The sequence below is a fragment of the Pseudomonas paralactis genome, assembly GCF_001439735.1.
Classification (GTDB): domain Bacteria; phylum Pseudomonadota; class Gammaproteobacteria; order Pseudomonadales; family Pseudomonadaceae; genus Aquipseudomonas; species Aquipseudomonas paralactis.
Window position 1 is genome coordinate 86,847 of sequence record NZ_JYLN01000004.1, and the last position, 15,776, is coordinate 102,622.

Annotated in this window: 17 protein-coding genes; 10 read left to right on the forward strand and 7 right to left on the reverse strand. The window is 60.5% G+C overall.

What is annotated here, in order from left to right:
* Positions 1-138 precede the first annotated feature (138 nt).
* Entirely contained in the window at positions 139-1,323 is a 1,185-nt protein-coding gene (gene desA, locus TX23_RS11955; RefSeq protein WP_057702340.1) for a delta-9 fatty acid desaturase DesA, read from the reverse strand.
* A gap of 166 nt (positions 1,324-1,489) precedes the next feature.
* Here desA and dibA point away from each other — a divergent pair, with 166 nt between their 5' ends.
* The 6 genes from dibA (at position 1,490) to TX23_RS11985 (ending at position 7,846) form a co-directional block, all read left to right on the forward strand.
* A complete protein-coding gene (dibA, locus tag TX23_RS11960; protein WP_057702341.1) occupies positions 1,490-3,406 on the forward strand; it encodes a phosphodiesterase DibA in 1,917 nt (638 codons plus the stop codon).
* 294 nt (positions 3,407-3,700) lie between these two features.
* Positions 3,701-3,883: a sulfur starvation response protein OscA gene (gene oscA, locus TX23_RS11965; RefSeq protein ID WP_003170956.1), complete on the forward strand. Its 183-nt coding sequence runs from the start codon at positions 3,701-3,703 to the stop codon at positions 3,881-3,883.
* 64 nt (positions 3,884-3,947) lie between these two features.
* A complete protein-coding gene (locus TX23_RS11970; protein ID WP_057702342.1) occupies positions 3,948-4,958 on the forward strand; it encodes a sulfate ABC transporter substrate-binding protein in 1,011 nt (336 codons plus the stop codon).
* 199 nt (positions 4,959-5,157) lie between these two features.
* The gene (cysT, locus tag TX23_RS11975) at positions 5,158-5,976 is read left to right on the forward strand and encodes a sulfate ABC transporter permease subunit CysT (protein WP_005783708.1); all 819 of its coding nucleotides are present in this window, start codon (positions 5,158-5,160) and stop codon (positions 5,974-5,976) included.
* Between the two features lie 13 nt (positions 5,977-5,989).
* Entirely contained in the window at positions 5,990-6,862 is an 873-nt protein-coding gene (cysW, locus tag TX23_RS11980) for a sulfate ABC transporter permease subunit CysW (RefSeq protein ID WP_057702343.1), read from the forward strand.
* A gap of 3 nt (positions 6,863-6,865) precedes the next feature.
* A complete protein-coding gene (locus TX23_RS11985) occupies positions 6,866-7,846 on the forward strand; it encodes a sulfate/molybdate ABC transporter ATP-binding protein (RefSeq protein WP_057702344.1) in 981 nt (326 codons plus the stop codon).
* Between the two features lie 65 nt (positions 7,847-7,911).
* Here TX23_RS11985 and TX23_RS11990 read toward each other — a convergent pair whose 3' ends face one another.
* On the reverse strand, positions 7,912-8,436 hold the full coding sequence (locus TX23_RS11990; protein WP_057702345.1) for an Mpo1 family 2-hydroxy fatty acid dioxygenase: 525 nt from the start codon (positions 8,434-8,436) through the stop codon (positions 7,912-7,914).
* Between the two features lie 83 nt (positions 8,437-8,519).
* Here TX23_RS11990 and TX23_RS11995 point away from each other — a divergent pair, with 83 nt between their 5' ends.
* Positions 8,520-9,206, forward strand: a complete 687-nt coding sequence (locus TX23_RS11995) for a Crp/Fnr family transcriptional regulator (protein ID WP_057702346.1) — start codon at positions 8,520-8,522, stop codon at positions 9,204-9,206.
* Here the strand turns inward: TX23_RS11995 and uraH are convergent.
* Positions 9,201-9,611: a hydroxyisourate hydrolase gene (gene uraH, locus TX23_RS12000; protein ID WP_057702347.1), complete on the reverse strand. Its 411-nt coding sequence runs from the start codon at positions 9,609-9,611 to the stop codon at positions 9,201-9,203. The two genes, TX23_RS11995 and uraH, sit on opposite strands and share 6 nt — an antisense overlap.
* Positions 9,612-9,638: 27 nt before the next feature.
* Complete coding sequence (locus TX23_RS12005; RefSeq protein ID WP_057702348.1) at positions 9,639-10,112, reverse strand: GlcG/HbpS family heme-binding protein; 474 nt, start codon at positions 10,110-10,112, stop codon at positions 9,639-9,641.
* A gap of 100 nt (positions 10,113-10,212) precedes the next feature.
* Here TX23_RS12005 and TX23_RS12010 point away from each other — a divergent pair, with 100 nt between their 5' ends.
* Both TX23_RS12010 and TX23_RS12015 read left to right on the forward strand, forming a co-directional pair.
* Entirely contained in the window at positions 10,213-10,581 is a 369-nt protein-coding gene (locus TX23_RS12010) for a response regulator (protein WP_057702349.1), read from the forward strand.
* A gap of 92 nt (positions 10,582-10,673) precedes the next feature.
* Positions 10,674-11,009 (forward strand): hypothetical protein, encoded by a 336-nt coding sequence (locus TX23_RS12015; protein WP_057702350.1) that lies wholly within the window; start codon positions 10,674-10,676, stop codon positions 11,007-11,009.
* 44 nt (positions 11,010-11,053) lie between these two features.
* Here TX23_RS12015 and TX23_RS12020 read toward each other — a convergent pair whose 3' ends face one another.
* Positions 11,054-12,058 carry an AraC family transcriptional regulator gene (locus TX23_RS12020; RefSeq protein WP_057702351.1) on the reverse strand — a complete coding sequence of 335 codons (1,005 nt, stop codon included), beginning with the start codon at positions 12,056-12,058 and terminating at the stop codon, positions 11,054-11,056.
* Positions 12,059-12,159: 101 nt separating this feature from the next.
* Between TX23_RS12020 and TX23_RS12025 the strand changes: the two genes are divergently transcribed.
* Entirely contained in the window at positions 12,160-13,230 is a 1,071-nt protein-coding gene (locus TX23_RS12025; protein ID WP_057702352.1) for a fatty acid desaturase, read from the forward strand.
* Here the strand turns inward: TX23_RS12025 and TX23_RS12030 are convergent.
* Positions 13,217-14,032, reverse strand: a complete 816-nt coding sequence (locus TX23_RS12030) for an ABC transporter ATP-binding protein (protein ID WP_057702353.1) — start codon at positions 14,030-14,032, stop codon at positions 13,217-13,219. The genes TX23_RS12025 and TX23_RS12030 overlap by 14 nt on opposite strands.
* Positions 14,029-15,627: an ABC transporter permease gene (locus TX23_RS12035; RefSeq protein ID WP_057702354.1), complete on the reverse strand. Its 1,599-nt coding sequence runs from the start codon at positions 15,625-15,627 to the stop codon at positions 14,029-14,031. Before TX23_RS12035 ends, TX23_RS12030 begins: the two co-directional genes overlap by 4 nt.
* Between the last annotated feature and the right edge of the window lie 149 nt (positions 15,628-15,776).

A 15,776-nucleotide genomic window follows, 5' to 3' on the forward strand; every position in this document is an offset into this window, starting at 1 on the left:
AGGGGTCACCATGATGGCGAAGTGTTCTTTGAGAGAGGGGAATTGCAGTGAAGTTCCGTGAACGGCGTGGATTGACGGTGCCCGGAAAATGGCGCCAAAAAGCCAGTGTCCGGGAGGGCGAGCCCTCCCAAACTACCGTCAGGCCGCTGCAGGGCGCAGCGAGTAGGTCTTCAACTGGTGGGCGAAGTCGCGCAGGGATTGAATGCCACTGGCCTCGGCTTCGTGCACCCATTCCTTGATCGCGGCCAGCATGTCGTGACCATTGGTGCTGGTCTTGAGCCAGATCTGCTGCAGTGCCAGGCGCTTTTCATAGATCACGGTCAGCGCATGGCTGTGTTCCAGCATACTTTGGATGCGCAGGTGGTGACGGTCATCCAGCAGGCTGGTTTCCCGTGACAACAGGCGCTTGGCGCGGTGGAACTGGTGGCGTACCGAATGATCGACCTTCTCCAGCTCCTGCTTGACCAGTGGGCCAATCACCAACTTGCGGTATTGGGCCATGATCTGGAAGCGGTTGTTGAGGATCGCCATGGCGGTGTCCATGTCCAGGCTGCCCTTGCCTTCGACGCGGTGGGCGATGGGGGCCACACGTTGCACCTTGGCCAGGCGCAGGAAACTGAACACCTTGATCCAGGCCCAGCCCAGGTCGAACTCCCACTTCTTCACCGACAGCTTCGCCGAGTTGGGGTAGGTGTGGTGGTTGTTATGCAGCTCTTCGCCGCCGACGATGATGCCCCACGGCACCAGGTTGGTGGCGGCGTCACGGCATTCGAAGTTGCGATAGCCCACGGCGTGGCCCAGCCCGTTGATGACGCCGGCGGCCCAGAACGGAATCCACATCATCTGGATCGCCCAGATGGTGATACCGATGGTGCCGAACAGCAGCAGGTCGATCACACCCATGAGCGCCACGCCCAACAGCGGGTAGCGCGTGTAGAGCTTGCGTTCGATCCAGTCGTCCGGGCAGTTCTTGCCGTAGATGCGCAGGGTCTCGGGGTTTTCCGCCTCGGCACGGTACAGCTCGGCGCCTTTGCGCAGCACCGTGGACAGGCCTTTGATCACCGGGCTGTGCGGGTCATCGACGGTTTCGCATTTGGCGTGGTGCTTGCGGTGGATGGCAGTCCACTCGCGGGTGTTCTGCGCCGTGGTCAGCCACAGCCAGAAGCGGAAGAAGTGTTTCAGGCCGGCATTGAGCTCAAGCGAGCGATGGGCCGAATAACGGTGCAGATAGACAGTGACCCCAATAATGGTCACGTGGGTCATCAACAGCGTGACTGCCACCAGTTGCCAGGCTGACAGGTCAAGAAAACCGTTGTACCACATAGGCTGTATGGCCCTCAGATAAAGAAAAGAACAGCTCACGCATTATCACTAAGCCTACAGAGAAAACCAGCCGCTCTTTCAGATAGGAGTGACTGGATGTTTCTTATTCTATAATCCCCAGCCTTCGTAGGGCGATTCTGTTTTTTTGGTAAGGATTACTGACCATATGCTGTTTTCATACCGAGGAGCCCTACGTGCGGGGCTGGTATACCTGCTGATTTCCGTTGTATGGCTCAGGCTCAGCCACCAATTATTGATCAACTTTATCGATGAACCGCAGGCGCTGGCGCACTGGCTGCAACTTCGCGGCTACGTTTGGGTGGCCCTGAGTGCACTGGCTATCTACTTCATGGGCAGACGTTTTGCCCGTGCCCATCAACTGCAACTGCCCCTGAAAGAAAACCGCGAACGCCTGCAACAGGCCGCCGCCGTGTTCGATTGCACCCGCGAAGGCGTGTTGGTCACCGATGCCCAGGGCCTGATCGTTCACGTCAACCGGGCATTCATGGAGATCACGGGTTACAGCCGTGACGACGTCATGGGCCAGCCACCCAGCCTGTTCAAGTCCGGGCGCCATTCGTCGGCTTTCTACCAGCAGATGTTCCAGACCCTGGATCGCGAGGGCGAATGGAGCGGCGAGATCTGGAACCGCCGCAAAAGCGGCGAGGTGTACCCACAATGGCAAACCATCCGCGTGATTCGCGATGACCAGAGCCACATCAGCCATTACGTCGCGGTATTCTCGGACATCAGCGCCATCAAGGACTCCGAACACGAACTGGCGCACCTGGCCCATCACGACCCGCTCACCGACCTGCCCAACCGTCTGCTGTTTACCGACCGTGCCGAGCAGGCCCTGGCCTCGGCGCAAGTGCACAAGCGTGGCTGTGCCTTGTTGTTGATGGACCTGGACCACTTCAAGATCATCAATGACAGCCTTGGCCACAATGTTGGCGACCAGTTGCTCAAGTTGGTGGCTGACCGTCTCAAGGGCCTGTTCGGGCCCGGGGTGACACTCGCGCGCCTGGGCGGCGACGAATTCGCCGTGCTGGCGGAAAGTTGCCCACAGGTGATCCAGGCCGCTGCCTTGGCGCAGCGTATGCTCAATGCCATGAAGGACCCGTTTGTTTTTGACGGTAATCAGCTGTTTATCAGCGCCAGTATTGGTATCAGCCTGTTTCCCAGCGATGCCTTGAGCGCCGAACAACTGCTGCGCAACGCCGACTCTGCGTTGTTCAAGGCCAAGAGCGCCGGGCGCGAAGGCTATGCCCTGTACACCGAAGAGCTGACCGCTCACGCGCAGAATCGCGTGGAAATCGCCAGCGAACTGCGCCGCGCCCTCGATCAGCAGGAACTGCGTGTCCACTACCAGCCGGTGCATAACCTGCACGACAGCCGTTTGGTGGGCGTTGAAGCGCTGGTGCGCTGGCAGCATCCGGAGCGCGGCCTGGTGCCTCCTGGCGAATTTATCCCAATCGCCGAACGTACCGGGTTGATCGCCGATATCGACGCGTGGGTGATGGATCAGGCGTGCCGGCAGATGTGCCAATGGCTGGCGGACGGTGCGCCGTTGGGTTTTATCGCCATCAACGTCTCCAGCCGCCTGTTTGCCCGGCGTGAACTCTACGAACAAGTGGCGCAAGTACTGCACGACACGGGCCTGGACCCGGCGTTTCTTGAGCTGGAAGTCACCGAAAGCGCCGTGATGGACGACCCCGAAGTGGCCCTGGAGCAACTGCACCGCCTGCGTGAACTGGGTTTGCGCCTGGCCATCGACGACTTCGGCACCGGCTACTCCTCGCTGCTGCGCCTCAAGCGCCTGCCGGTGCAGAAGCTGAAGATTGACCAAGGCTTCGTCGCCGGTCTGCCCTGGGATGAAGACGACGCTGCGATCGTGCGCGTGGTCATCGCCCTGGCCAAAAGCATGGGTATGCAGGTGCACGCCGAAGGGATCGAACAGGTCGAACAGGCGCGGTTCCTGCTGGATCAGGAATGCGACATGGGCCAGGGGTACTGGTTTGGACGGCCAATGCCGGCCCAGGAGATTGATTGGACGCGGGCACCTCTGATCCGCCAGGACTGACTCGGTCAATGTGGGAGCCGGGCTTGCCCGCGAAGGCGGTGTGTCAGTCGCTGCATGTGTTACTGCACCACCGCTTTCGCAGGCAAGCCAGCTCCCACAGGGTTCTGCGGCGCCTGTGCATGAGCTTTTTTTTGTGGAAACCCTTGCAACCCCATGCCCTATCAGAAAATTCTTTCTGGTTATATAAGCATTCTTAAATAGTATTTTTAAGAATATCCACGCTTATCTACTATCGCCCTCACGCCGCAAGCAGTGCCGCCACTGCCAGGCACTATTCATTTCAGGAGCGAGACCATGAGCGCATCTCTACGTAGCGTCGACGGCCAGGACGAAGCAGCCATTTTGCGTGAGATCCAGAGCGCCTTGCGCGATCTGCGTTTTGGCGCGGTGGAAATTACTGTGCATAACGCCCAAGTGGTACAGATCGAACGCAAGGAAAAATTCCGTCTGCAGAACCCGGGTAACAAACCGAGCTGAGCAAGAACGGCGATAGACCCGCAATTACAAGAAAAGCCAACACTCAAGAATTTCAGGAGCTTCTATGTCGTCGATTCGCCGTTATGCCTTGGCCGCGCTGGCCAGTGCCGTGTTTGCCGGTTCCGCTGTTGCCAAAGACTATGAGCTGCTCAACGTCTCGTACGACCCGACCCGTGAGCTGTATCAGGACTACAACGCAGAGTTCACCCACTTCTGGAAGCAGTCCCATCCCGGCGACAACGTCAAGATCCAACAGTCCCACGGTGGCTCGGGCAAGCAAGCACGCGCAGTGATTGACGGCCTGCGCGCCGACGTAGTGACCCTGGCCCTGGCCGGTGACATCGATGAAGTCGCCAAGCTGGGCAAGACCCTGCCGGAAAACTGGCAAACCCGCCTGCCGGACGCCAGCACCCCATACACCTCGACCATCGTGTTCCTGGTGCGCAAGGGCAACCCCAAGGGCATCAAGGATTGGGGCGACCTGATCAAGAAAGACGTGTCGGTGATCACGCCCAACCCGAAAACCTCCGGTGGTGCGCGCTGGAACTTCCTCGCCGCCTGGGCCTATGGCCTCAAGGCCGGTGGCAGCGAAGCCAAGGCTCAGGAATACGTAAAGGAGCTGTTCAAGCACGTTCCGGTACTGGACACCGGCGCCCGGGGTTCTACCATTACTTTCGTCAACAACGGTCAGGGTGACGTGTTGCTGGCCTGGGAAAACGAGGCGTTCCTGGCCCTGAAAGAAGACGGCGGCGCCGACAAGTTCGACATCGTCGTGCCGTCCCTGTCGATCCTGGCGGAACCGCCGGTGGCTGTGGTCGACAAGAACGCCGAGAAAAAGGGCAATACCGAGATCGCCACCGAATACCTCAAACACCTGTACAGCCCGGCTGGCCAGGAGATTGCGGCGAAAAACTTCTACCGCCCACGCGATGCAAAAGTAGCCGCCAAATACGCGCAGCAGTTCCCGAAACTGGACCTGGTGACTATCGACAAAGACTTCGGCGGCTGGAAAACTGCCCAACCGAAATTCTTCAATGACGGTGGCGTGTTCGACCAGATCTATACGGCGCAGTAAGCCAAAGTAACTGTAGGGGCCTGACTTTCTGTAGGAACTGGGCTTGTGTGGGAGCTGGCTTGCCTGCGATAGCATCACCGTGGTGTGGCTGATACACCGAGGTGCCTGCATCGCGGGCAAGCCCGGCTCCCACAGAAAATCCAGCTGCCACAAAAAGCGCGCTCCTACAGTGGTTTCTACCCTTTAACCAAGGACTCTTATGTCGCGTCGTATTTCCCCCGTCATACCCGGCTTCGGGCTGACGCTGGGCTACACCGTCGTGTACCTCAGCCTGATCGTGCTCATCCCGCTGGCGGCGATGTTTGTACACGCCGCTCAACTCACCTGGGACCAGTTCTGGAACATCATCTCCGCGCCTCGCGTGCTGGCGGCGTTGAAGCTGAGCTTCAGCACCGCGTTGTACGCCGCGCTGATCAACGGCGTGATCGGTACGCTGCTGGCCTGGGTACTGGTGCGCTACACCTTCCCCGGCCGCAAGATCATCGATGCGATGATCGACCTGCCGTTCGCCTTGCCTACAGCCGTCGCCGGTATTGCCTTGACCGCGCTGTATGCCCCTAACGGCCTGGTTGGCCAGTTCGCCACAGACCTGGGCTTCAAGATCGCCTATACCCCCCTGGGCATCACCCTGGCGCTGACCTTCGTGACCTTGCCCTTCGTGGTGCGCACCGTGCAGCCGGTACTTGCCGATATCCCCCGGGAAGTCGAAGAGGCCGCTGCCTGTCTGGGCGCCAAGCCGCTGCAGGTGTTCCGCCATATCCTCGTGCCGGCGTTATTGCCTGCCTGGCTGACCGGGTTCGCGCTGGCCTTCGCCCGTGGTGTGGGTGAGTACGGTTCGGTGATCTTCATCGCCGGCAACATGCCGATGAAAACCGAAATCCTGCCGTTGCTGATCATGGTCAAGCTGGACCAATACGACTACCGCGGCGCCACCTCCATTGGTGTGTTGATGCTGGTGGTTTCCTTTGTCTTGCTGCTGCTGATCAACTTGTTGCAGCGGCGCATCGAACGTCCATAAGGAGGCGCGGAACATGTCCCAATCGTCTATTTCCGCCGCGTCCTCGGCCAACGCAGCCCGCCGTGGCAGCGCGACGTCGCGACGTATCCTGATCGGCCTTGGCTGGCTGGTGTTTGCCCTGTTCCTGCTGTTGCCGCTGGTGATCGTGGTGTCCCAAGGCCTGAAGAATGGCCTCGGCTCGTTCTTCACCGCGATTCTTGAGCCGGACGCGCTGTCGGCGCTGAAACTCACGGTGATCGCCGTGGCGATTTCGGTGCCGCTCAACCTGGTGTTTGGCGTCAGCGCGGCCTGGTGTGTGAGCAAGTATTCGTTCCGTGGCAAAAGCATCCTGGTCACGTTGATCGACCTGCCGTTCTCGGTTTCACCGGTGATTGCGGGCCTGGTCTACGTGTTGATGTTCGGCGCCCAGGGCTTCTTCGGGCCGTGGTTGCAAGACCATGACATCCAGATCGTGTTCGCCCTGCCGGGCATCGTGCTGGCGACCATCTTCGTCACCGTGCCATTCGTGGCCCGGGAGCTGATCCCGCTGATGCAGGAGCAGGGCACCCAGGAAGAAGAGGCCGCGCGCCTGCTGGGCGCCAATGGCTGGCAGATGTTCTGGCATGTCACCGTGCCGAACATCAAATGGGGCCTGATCTACGGCGTGGTGCTGTGTACGGCGCGGGCCATGGGTGAGTTCGGCGCAGTGTCGGTGGTGTCCGGCCACATTCGCGGCGTGACCAACACGCTGCCACTGCATGTCGAGATTCTTTACAACGAATACAACCACGTTGCCGCGTTTGCGGTGGCCAGCCTGTTGCTGATCCTGGCGCTCTTCATCCTGCTGCTCAAGCAGTGGAGCGAGAACCGAATCAACCGCCTGCGCAACAGCGCCGGTGAGGAATAAGTCATGTCGATCGAAGTCCGTAATGTCAGCAAGAACTTCAACGCCTTCAAGGCCCTGGACAGCATCAACCTGGATATCCAGAGTGGCGAGCTGGTGGCGTTGCTCGGCCCGTCCGGCTGTGGCAAGACCACCTTGCTGCGCATCATCGCCGGCCTGGAAACCCCGGACGCCGGCAGCATCGTGTTCCACGGCGAAGACGTCTCCGGCCACGATGTACGTGATCGCAACGTCGGCTTTGTGTTCCAGCACTACGCGCTGTTCCGCCACATGACCGTGTTCGACAACGTCGCTTTCGGCCTGCGCATGAAGCCGAAAAACCAACGCCCCACCGAAAGCCAGATCGCCTCCAAGGTTCATGAACTGCTGAACATGGTGCAGCTTGATTGGCTGTCAGATCGTTACCCGGAACAACTCTCCGGTGGTCAGCGCCAACGTATCGCCCTGGCCCGCGCCCTGGCGGTTGAGCCCAAGGTGCTGTTGCTGGACGAACCCTTCGGCGCCCTCGATGCCAAGGTACGTAAGGAGCTGCGCCGTTGGCTGGCGCGCCTGCACGAAGATATCAACCTGACCTCGGTCTTCGTGACCCACGACCAGGAAGAGGCCATGGAAGTCGCCGACCGTATCGTGGTGATGAACAAGGGCGTGATCGAGCAGATCGGTTCACCGGGAGACGTTTACGAAAACCCGGCCAGCGATTTTGTTTATCACTTCCTGGGTGACTCCAACCGCCTGCATTTGGGCGAAGACAAGCACCTGCTGTTCCGCCCCCACGAAGTGTCGTTGTCACGCCATGAACTGGAAGACCACCATGCGGCGCAAGTGCGGGATATTCGTCCGTTGGGCGCGACTACTCGCGTGACCCTGCAGGTTGAAGGCCAAAGCGAGCTGATTGAGGCCGAAGTGGTGAAAGACCATGACAGCCTTACCGGGTTGGCCCGTGGCGAGACCCTGTTCTTCAAACCCAAGGTCTGGCAAAAAGCCTAATAACACTGCAAAACCCTTGTGGGAGCCGGGCAAGCCCGGCTCCCACATTGGATCTTCATTACCTGTTAGACCGTGGCGTTTTTCCCGCGTACCGCCACCGGCCCCGAACGCTCTTCAATCTGGCGCTTGAGGTCCTGGCGCAAGCCCAGCAGAAACGCCAACTCCGCCACCACAAACAACGGCCCCACAATCAGCCCCGACACATCATCGACAAACGCCGGTTTCCTGCCTTCGTAATAGTGCCCGACAAACTGAATCACCCACCCCACTACAAACATACCCACGCCACTGCTCAGCCACACCATCGTGCTCTGCGCCGCCAAGACATGCCCGGCCCACACCGACAACCCCATCAGCACTGTCATCAGCACGCCCAGGGCCAGTTCCAGGCGCAGGTAGAACCACGCCGAAAACAACGCCAGCACGACCGCAGGTGAAACCCACAGGCCGCCCAGCGCCCACTGCGGACGCGACAGCAGCACCGCCACCGCGACCACGATCAGCGGGATCCCGATAAAGTGGCTGAAGATATTGCGCGGGTCGCGGTGGTAAGCGGCGTATTGACTGAGGTGGTCGACGAGGCTTTTCATTGTTGTTCCTCCTGTAGGATGTTTGATCATGCCCTGTCAGTCGGTGCCTAACTGTCAACTGGGCGACAATCTTCGGAGTTCCCATGGACACAGGCAAATGGCAGGCGCGATTGGCGCGCGGTCAGTGGTTCAGGCACTTGCCGCCAGACTTGCAGCGTAGCCTGCTGGGGGCGGCGCGGTTGCGCGTACTGACAGCGGGGCAGTTTCTGTTCAAGCGCGGCGACCCGCCGTGTGGCCTGTATGCGGTGCTGGAAGGGGCGGTGCGCATCAGTGCCGTCAATGCTCAGGGCAAGGAAGCGGTGTTGAGCCTGGTGGAAACCCCACACTGGTTCGGCGAGATCTGCCTGTTCGATAACCTGCCACGCACCCACGATGCCCTCGCCACGGGAGCCTGCACGCTGGTGCAGGTACCACAAGCGGCGATCCTCGCCATTCTCGAACAGCATCCGGTGTTCTGGCGGGACATGGCGCTGCTGATGAGCCAGAAACTGCGTCTGTCATTGATCAACATCGAACAGACAAGCCTGATGCCCGCCTCCAGGCGGCTGGCCCATCGGTTGCTGATGATCGCGCAAGGCTACGGCGAAGTAGAGCAGGCGCGCCGCGTGCTGCAGCTGCCTCAGGAGGATCTGGCGGCGATGCTGGGCCTGTCGCGCCAGACCATCAACAGTCTGCTCAAGGCGCTGGAGCAACAGGGCATTATTGGTTTGAGCTACGGCGCCATCGAGATACTGGACCTCAATGGGCTGCGCCTGGCCGCGGGCCTATGAACCGCGATAGGTAGAGAAACCGTAAGGGCTGAGCAACAGCGGGATGTGGTAATGCTGGTCGGCCTGCTTGACCTGAAAGATCACCGGCACCTCGGGGAAGAACGTCTCGCGGTTGGCCTTCTTGTAATAATCGCCGGTCTTGAACACCACACGGTACTCGCCCGGCTTCATGCTCTGGTCGGCAGGGAACAGTTCGGCGATGCGTCCCTGTTGATTGGTCACGCCCTGGGACAGTGATTGCCACTGATAGCCCACATGTTGTTCCAGGGTGACGCTGACGCCGGCCGACGGCAGGCCGTTTTCCAGGTTGAGCACATGCACGCTCAGCGGGTTGCCGGCGGCCAGGGCCAGGTTGCACAGGCCGCTCAGGCTGAGGGCGGCGAGGGTCATGCTAAGGGTTTTCATTGAGAAGTCCTTTTGACTTAGGTGGAATCAAGGGGTGATTTTCAAGCCCAGTTGCTCGGCGGCCTGCACCGCACAGGCTTCATCCTGCGCGGCGCCACCGGCACCGGCGATGCCCAGCGCGCCGACCAGTTCGGCCTCGGCAAACAGCGGCACGCCGCCGCCGAGCAACAGTAATTCGGGCAAGCTGTTAAGGTTGGCGGCCTCGGGATTATTACGCGCCCGTTCGGCAAACAGCCGGGTGGGGGTTTTGGTCGACAGCGCGGTGTACGCCTTGCGTTGGCTGGCGAGGCTGTTGTGCGGGCCTACGCCATCCGCCCGCAGGGCCACCAGCAAGTTACCGCCACGGTCCAGTACCGTCAGCGCGGCCGTGCAGTGGGCCAGGCTGGCGTCGGCTAGTTGGCGCGCAGTGTGCAAATCCAGCTCGGCATGGTGTGGCAGTTGTGGGGCGGCCTGGGCAGCGGTGGTCACAGCGAGGCTCAAGAACAAAGCGGTGCGATACATGGTTGTGGCTCCAGAAGGCAGGTGCTCACGGTAGCCAGTGGACGCGGACAAAAGCCGCACAATTGGATGACAGGTTTGTAATCAAACCCAGAGGTAAGGCATGCAAGTGTTGTTAGTGGAAGACCAGCCGCAACTGGCGCAGCTTATGGCCCAGGGCCTGAGCGAGGCCGGCTTTTCGGTGGAAGTCGCGGCCAACGGCATGGCGGCGCAGCGCTTTGTGGAAAGCACTGTGTACGACCTGGTGATTTTGGATGTGATGCTGCCGGGCCTGAATGCCTGGAAGCTGCAGCAGGCGCTTCGGCAAAGGGGAGAGACGCCAGTGCTGTTCTTGACCACGCCCAATGGCATTGAAGATCGCCTGCGTGGGCTGGAATTGCATGAGGATGATTACTTGCTAAAGCCGTTTGACGCCAAGGCGTTGGTGACGCGGGTAAAGAAGGTGTTACGGCGTCGTGGCGCTAACCTCTAAACAGGCTCGTACCTGTCAAGTTTGACAGTAGATTGGGTGTTTAAAGGGAGGCAGACTTTGATTGTCAATTGGCATTCAAGGAGTGAACACGCATGTCTACCAAATCCCAACCACCCACTTACAAAGATTTAGAACAGATTTCAGAAAAAACTGGAATAGAGGCGCCTGTTGTCAATACTCCGAAGAGCGCTGAAACGTACTCATCACCTGTGAAGTTTTCAGGTCAGGGCATTCCCGGTTGGTGGGTCTATTTCGTTCATAAGCCGATCGACGGCACTTCTTTTGGCTTTGCTTTAGTGGATGAGAACGGGGAGTGGGAGTTTGACTGTGTTTTCGACCCCCGTGTTTATAAAGTATTCGGCATTCAAACATATAACGGAGTTCGCTCGCCCTGGACGGACGATATTGAGTTTAAAGTGACAGCTTGACCCCGTGCTCCCGCTTATTGAAAAGTTTCGGGAGGTCAATGCGGCTATTGCCCCCCCTCCCGAAACTGCCCCGGCGTCATCCCCGTCCAACGCTTGAACGCACGGTTGAAACTGCTGGTATCGGCAAACCCCAACAAATGGCTGATTTCGGCCAATGAACACTGCGGGTCACGCAGGTGCAACAACGCCAGGTTCTGCCGGCATTCATTGAGCAGCGCGTCGAACCGACAACCCTCATCGGCCAGATGCCGCTGCAAGCTGCGTAAACTCAAATGCAAGGCCTGGGCGATCCGCTCCGCGCCGGGTTCGCCGTCCGGCAATTGCGCCTCGATGGCGGCGCGCACCTTGCGCTCCCAGGTCAGCGGTTGCAATTGGGCCAGGGTGCGTTTGAGCACGGTTTCATTGTGTTCGGCCAGTTCCGGGTTGGCATCGTCCAGGTGGCTGTCGAAGTCATGAGCGGCGAACTCCAGGCGGTCTTCCTCGGCGCCAAAGAACACTTGGGAACGGAACACCGTTTGCCATGGCGAACGGTCGTCCGGCTCGGGGCGCCGCAGGTACACCGCTAACGGTGCATAGTCGCGCCCCAGTCGATTACGGCAGGTACGCACATAGATCGCGGCAAACGCATCGATGGCTTCCACTGCCGGTGCCGGGCTGCCCTCGAGTTGAAGCAGGCGGAAGTAGTAGCGATCACCGTGACGGCTGAGCTCCAGGTTCAGCGCATCGCTGACCACTTGGTGATAACGCACGATGCGCTCGAACACCTCGCGCAAACTGCCGCTGGCCACCAACGCGTAGCCCAGCGCATGGAAGGTGGTGGGGCTGACAAATCGCGACACCCGCAGCCCGATCGCCGGGTCACCGCTGGCCTGCACCGCCAGTGCCCATAAACGCGTGGTGGCCGACAGTGGGTAGCGCGCATTGGGATCGTCCATCAACAACGGGTCGAGCCCGGCCTCCAGGCACAGCGCGGCACTGTCCAGGCCCAGGGCGTCGAGTTGCTTGCGCAGGGCGCGGGTCCAGCTGGCGAGGGAGGTGGGTTCGGTCATGTCGATTGGCGCTTGCGGTCAACAGGTTGGCGTCCGGGGCTAGCGCCCTGCACGCTGGTTGGGTGCAGGATGCAGGCATCACTCCACAAGAGAATGAAAGCATGGACGGTACTTCTGCAAGCCCCCAGCAGATGAACGCACAACAGCGCTCGGCGCATATCCGTGAGGTGGTGCTGGCCGAGGGTGTGCGTCTGCGCCGGCGGCATCCCTGGCTGTTGCATCAGGACGCACTGGGTGCGGGCATCCTGGCCTTTGCGTTGGCCGGTATGCTGGGCTCGGCAGCGCTCTACATAACGGGCCATATGGCGTGGTGGGTATGCCTGTTGCTCAATGCCTTCTTCGCCTCGCTCACCCACGAGTTGGAACACGACCTGATCCACAGCATGTACTTTCGCAAGCAACGCGTGCCCCACAACCTGATGATGGGGCTGGTGTGGCTGGCGCGGCCGAGCACCATCAACCCATGGATACGCCGGCACCTGCACCTTAACCATCACAAGGTTTCCGGCACCGAGGCCGATATGGAAGAGCGCGCGATCACCAACGGTGAACCTTGGGGCATCGCACGGTTGCTGATGGTGGGCGACAACATGATGTCGGCCTTGATCCGCCTGTTGCGCGCCAAGACCTGGCCGCACAGGTTCAGCATCTTCAAGCGCGTGCTGCTGGTGTACGCTCCGCTGGCGCTGTTGCATTGGGGCGCGTGGTACATCTTCCTGGGCTTTCATACCGCCAATGGCGTCGCCAGCCTGGTGGGCACGCCTATCGAGTGGTCGGCCGGCACCTTGCAGATGATGCGGTTAATCGACATAGCCGCCGTGGTGATCATTGGTCCGAATGTACTGCGCACGTTTTGCCTGCATTTTGTCAGCTCCAACATGCACTACTACGGCGATGTTGAACCGGGCAACGTGATCCAGCAGACCCAGGTGCTCAACCCGTGGTGGATGTGGCCGTTGCAGGCCTTCTGCTTCAATTTCGGCAGCACCCACGGCATCCATCATTTTGTGGTGAAGGAGCCGTTCTACATCCGCCAGATGACCGCCAAGGTGGCGCACAAGGTCATGGCCGAGATGGGGGTGCGCTTCAATGATTTGGGCACGTTTGCGCGAGCCAATCGCCTGGAACCCCAGGAACACTCGCGCACTGAGCTCTCTTTCAGCAAGCAATGAACGCCAATGGCAGGTCACGGATCTGTTCGCGCACCGGCGGTTGGTAATGGTCGTCGCTGGTTAATTCGTGCAACAGCTCTTCGCGCAACTGGTGGAATTCAAAACTGCTGCGCTGGCGCGGATGGGGCAGAGCGATGTCCACCACTTGCTTGATGCGCCCGGGTCGAGGCTCCATCACCACCACGCGGTCGGCGAGGAAAATCGCCTCTTCCACATCGTGGGTCACCAGTACCGTGGTGATCCTGGCACGGGCGCGAATCGCCAGCAGTTCGTCCTGCATCTGCTGGCGAGTCAGTGCATCCAGGGCGCCGAAGGGTTCGTCCAGCAACAGGATGCGCGGGCTTGCCACCAGGCCGCGAGCAATCGCCACCCGTTGCGCCATGCCGCCGGAGAGTTGATGGGGATAGGCGCGAGTGAAGTCGGTGAGGCCCACCAGCTCGATAAAGTCGCTGATGCGCCGGTTGCGCTCGGCCTCGCTCAGGGGTTCGTTGACCAGGCCCAGGCCGATGTTTTGCGCCACGGTCAGCCAGGGAAATAGGCGATGCTCCTGGAACACGATGCCGCGCTCGCCACCGATACCGCTGACGGCTTTGCCATCGACCTGGATCTCGCCGCGAAACTGCGTATCCAAGCCCACCAGCAAGCGCAGCAGTGTGGATTTCCCGCAACCGCTGGAACCCACAATCGCAACAAATTCCCCCTCGGCAATCTGCAGGTTGAATTCGCGGATGGCTTCCAGTTCGAAGCCGTCGACGTCGAAGCTTTTGCCCACATGGTTGAAGCTGACAATCGGTGCGTTCATGCGTGTCTCCAGCGGGTGGCACGGGTTTCGATGCGTTGGCCGATCAGGTTGAGAACGGCGCCGGTGATGCCGACCAGCAGCATGCCGCTCATGATCAAATCCATGCGCAGCAACTGTTGGGCGCCGATCATCAGGCTGCCGATGCCGCCATCTGAGGGCATGAAATATTCGGCGCCGATGGTGCCCATCCAGGCGTAGATCAGGCTCAGGCGCAGGCCGGCGAAAACCCCCGCCGCTGCACCCGGCAGGACCAGGCGATGCAGGCGTTGCCACAGGCTCAGGCGCAGCACCTGCGCGGTCTCGCGCAGTTGCGGCGACAGGTTAAGCACGCTGCGCTGGGTGGCGATGAATAACGGGAAGAACGCGGCGAGGGCGATAAACACCCACTTGGCCAGTTCACCCAGGCCGAACCAGGCGGTGAGCAGCGGCACCCAGGCGAAAATCGCGATCTGGCGCAGCGCGGACAAAGTGGGGCCAAGTAGCCGCTCACCGCGCCGCGACAGCCCCAGCCACAGGCCCATGGCAAAGCCCAGGCTACCGCCCAGCAGCAACCCGCCCAGGGCCCGGCCAAGGCTTTTGCCCAGCGCCGTGGTCAGGCTGCCATCCAGCACGCCCGCCACGCTGGTTTGCAGCACCGCCCAGGGGCTGACCAGAATGTTTGGGTCGACCCAATCCTGCTGCGTCGCTACTTGCCATAACGCCACTAGCAGCAGCGGCAACAGCCAGGGTTGCATGCGCTGCCAGCCTTCGTAGCGTGGTCCGCGTCGAATCTGCGCAGTGGCCGGATGGGGCCAGTGCACCCACTTGCGGTCCAGCCAGCCGATGCCGCGGTCCATCACCACGCCCAGCACGCCGATGACCACGATGCACACAAAGACAATATCGAGCATGAATAACTGCCGCGCCCACACCATCAGGTAGCCGATGCCTTCGCTGGAGGCCAGCAACTCCACGGCCAGCAATGACGTCCAGCCCGCCGCCAGGGCCAGGCGTACCCCGGCCATGAACGCCGGTAGCGCGGCGGGCAGAATCAGTCGGCGAATCAGCACATGGCTGGGCAAGCGCAACACGCGGGCGGCTTCGCGCAGGTTGGGTTGGGCATCGCGCACACCCACCAGGGTATGCAGGGTGACGGGCACCACGATGGCCTTGACCAGCACCACCAGTTTCAAGGTTTCGCCAATGCCGAAAAACACCATGAACAGCGGGATCCATGCCAGGGTCGGCACCTGCGACAGCGCGCTGAACGTCGGGAATACCAAACGCTCGGCGCGGGCGCTGAAACCCAGGCTCGCGCCGAGTATCGCGCCTGCCGCGATACCCGCCAGCAGGCCGCAGAACAAGCGCTGCAAGCTGATCACCAGATGGCTCCACAACTCGCCACCGGCCAACTCCACTGCGCTGCTCCACACCAGGGCCGGGGCCGGCAGAATCTGCTCGCTCATCCAGTGATTGCGGCTGGCCAACCACCACAGGGCAAACAACGTGAGCGGCAGCAGCCAGGGCAACAAGCGCTGGCCCAGCTGCGGCCAACGTGGCACGGCATCCTTGGACGGGGCCGCCAGCGGCAGGCTCAAAAGTGAAATTCGGGCCATGGAAGACCTCCGTTGTCGCCAAATTCGTTATGTGATTTTGATCTTACAAAAACGTAATCAAGATGATTGCGAGCTAAGAGAAATCATTTAAAGCCTCAGTGCCGCGCGCATCCAATGCATTCGGAGAATATTTTCAATGCTGTTCATGC

Bases quoted from the DNA above. Each gene is read 5' to 3' on its own strand.
- desA (WP_057702340.1), bottom strand. From the start codon at position 1,323: ATGTGGTACAACGGTTTTCTTGACCTGTCAGCCTGGCAACTGGTGGCA.
- dibA (WP_057702341.1), top strand. From the start codon at position 1,490: ATGCTGTTTTCATACCGAGGAGCCCTACGTGCGGGGCTGGTATACCTG.
- oscA (WP_003170956.1), top strand. From the start codon at position 3,701: ATGAGCGCATCTCTACGTAGCGTCGACGGCCAGGACGAAGCAGCCATT.
- TX23_RS11970 (WP_057702342.1), top strand. From the start codon at position 3,948: ATGTCGTCGATTCGCCGTTATGCCTTGGCCGCGCTGGCCAGTGCCGTG.
- cysT (WP_005783708.1), top strand. From the start codon at position 5,158: ATGTCGCGTCGTATTTCCCCCGTCATACCCGGCTTCGGGCTGACGCTG.
- cysW (WP_057702343.1), top strand. From the start codon at position 5,990: ATGTCCCAATCGTCTATTTCCGCCGCGTCCTCGGCCAACGCAGCCCGC.
- TX23_RS11985 (WP_057702344.1), top strand. From the start codon at position 6,866: ATGTCGATCGAAGTCCGTAATGTCAGCAAGAACTTCAACGCCTTCAAG.
- TX23_RS11990 (WP_057702345.1), bottom strand. From the start codon at position 8,436: ATGAAAAGCCTCGTCGACCACCTCAGTCAATACGCCGCTTACCACCGC.
- TX23_RS11995 (WP_057702346.1), top strand. From the start codon at position 8,520: ATGGACACAGGCAAATGGCAGGCGCGATTGGCGCGCGGTCAGTGGTTC.
- uraH (WP_057702347.1), bottom strand. From the start codon at position 9,611: ATGAAAACCCTTAGCATGACCCTCGCCGCCCTCAGCCTGAGCGGCCTG.
- TX23_RS12005 (WP_057702348.1), bottom strand. From the start codon at position 10,112: ATGTATCGCACCGCTTTGTTCTTGAGCCTCGCTGTGACCACCGCTGCC.
- TX23_RS12010 (WP_057702349.1), top strand. From the start codon at position 10,213: ATGCAAGTGTTGTTAGTGGAAGACCAGCCGCAACTGGCGCAGCTTATG.
- TX23_RS12015 (WP_057702350.1), top strand. From the start codon at position 10,674: ATGTCTACCAAATCCCAACCACCCACTTACAAAGATTTAGAACAGATT.
- TX23_RS12020 (WP_057702351.1), bottom strand. From the start codon at position 12,058: ATGACCGAACCCACCTCCCTCGCCAGCTGGACCCGCGCCCTGCGCAAG.
- TX23_RS12025 (WP_057702352.1), top strand. From the start codon at position 12,160: ATGGACGGTACTTCTGCAAGCCCCCAGCAGATGAACGCACAACAGCGC.
- TX23_RS12030 (WP_057702353.1), bottom strand. From the start codon at position 14,032: ATGAACGCACCGATTGTCAGCTTCAACCATGTGGGCAAAAGCTTCGAC.
- TX23_RS12035 (WP_057702354.1), bottom strand. From the start codon at position 15,627: ATGGCCCGAATTTCACTTTTGAGCCTGCCGCTGGCGGCCCCGTCCAAG.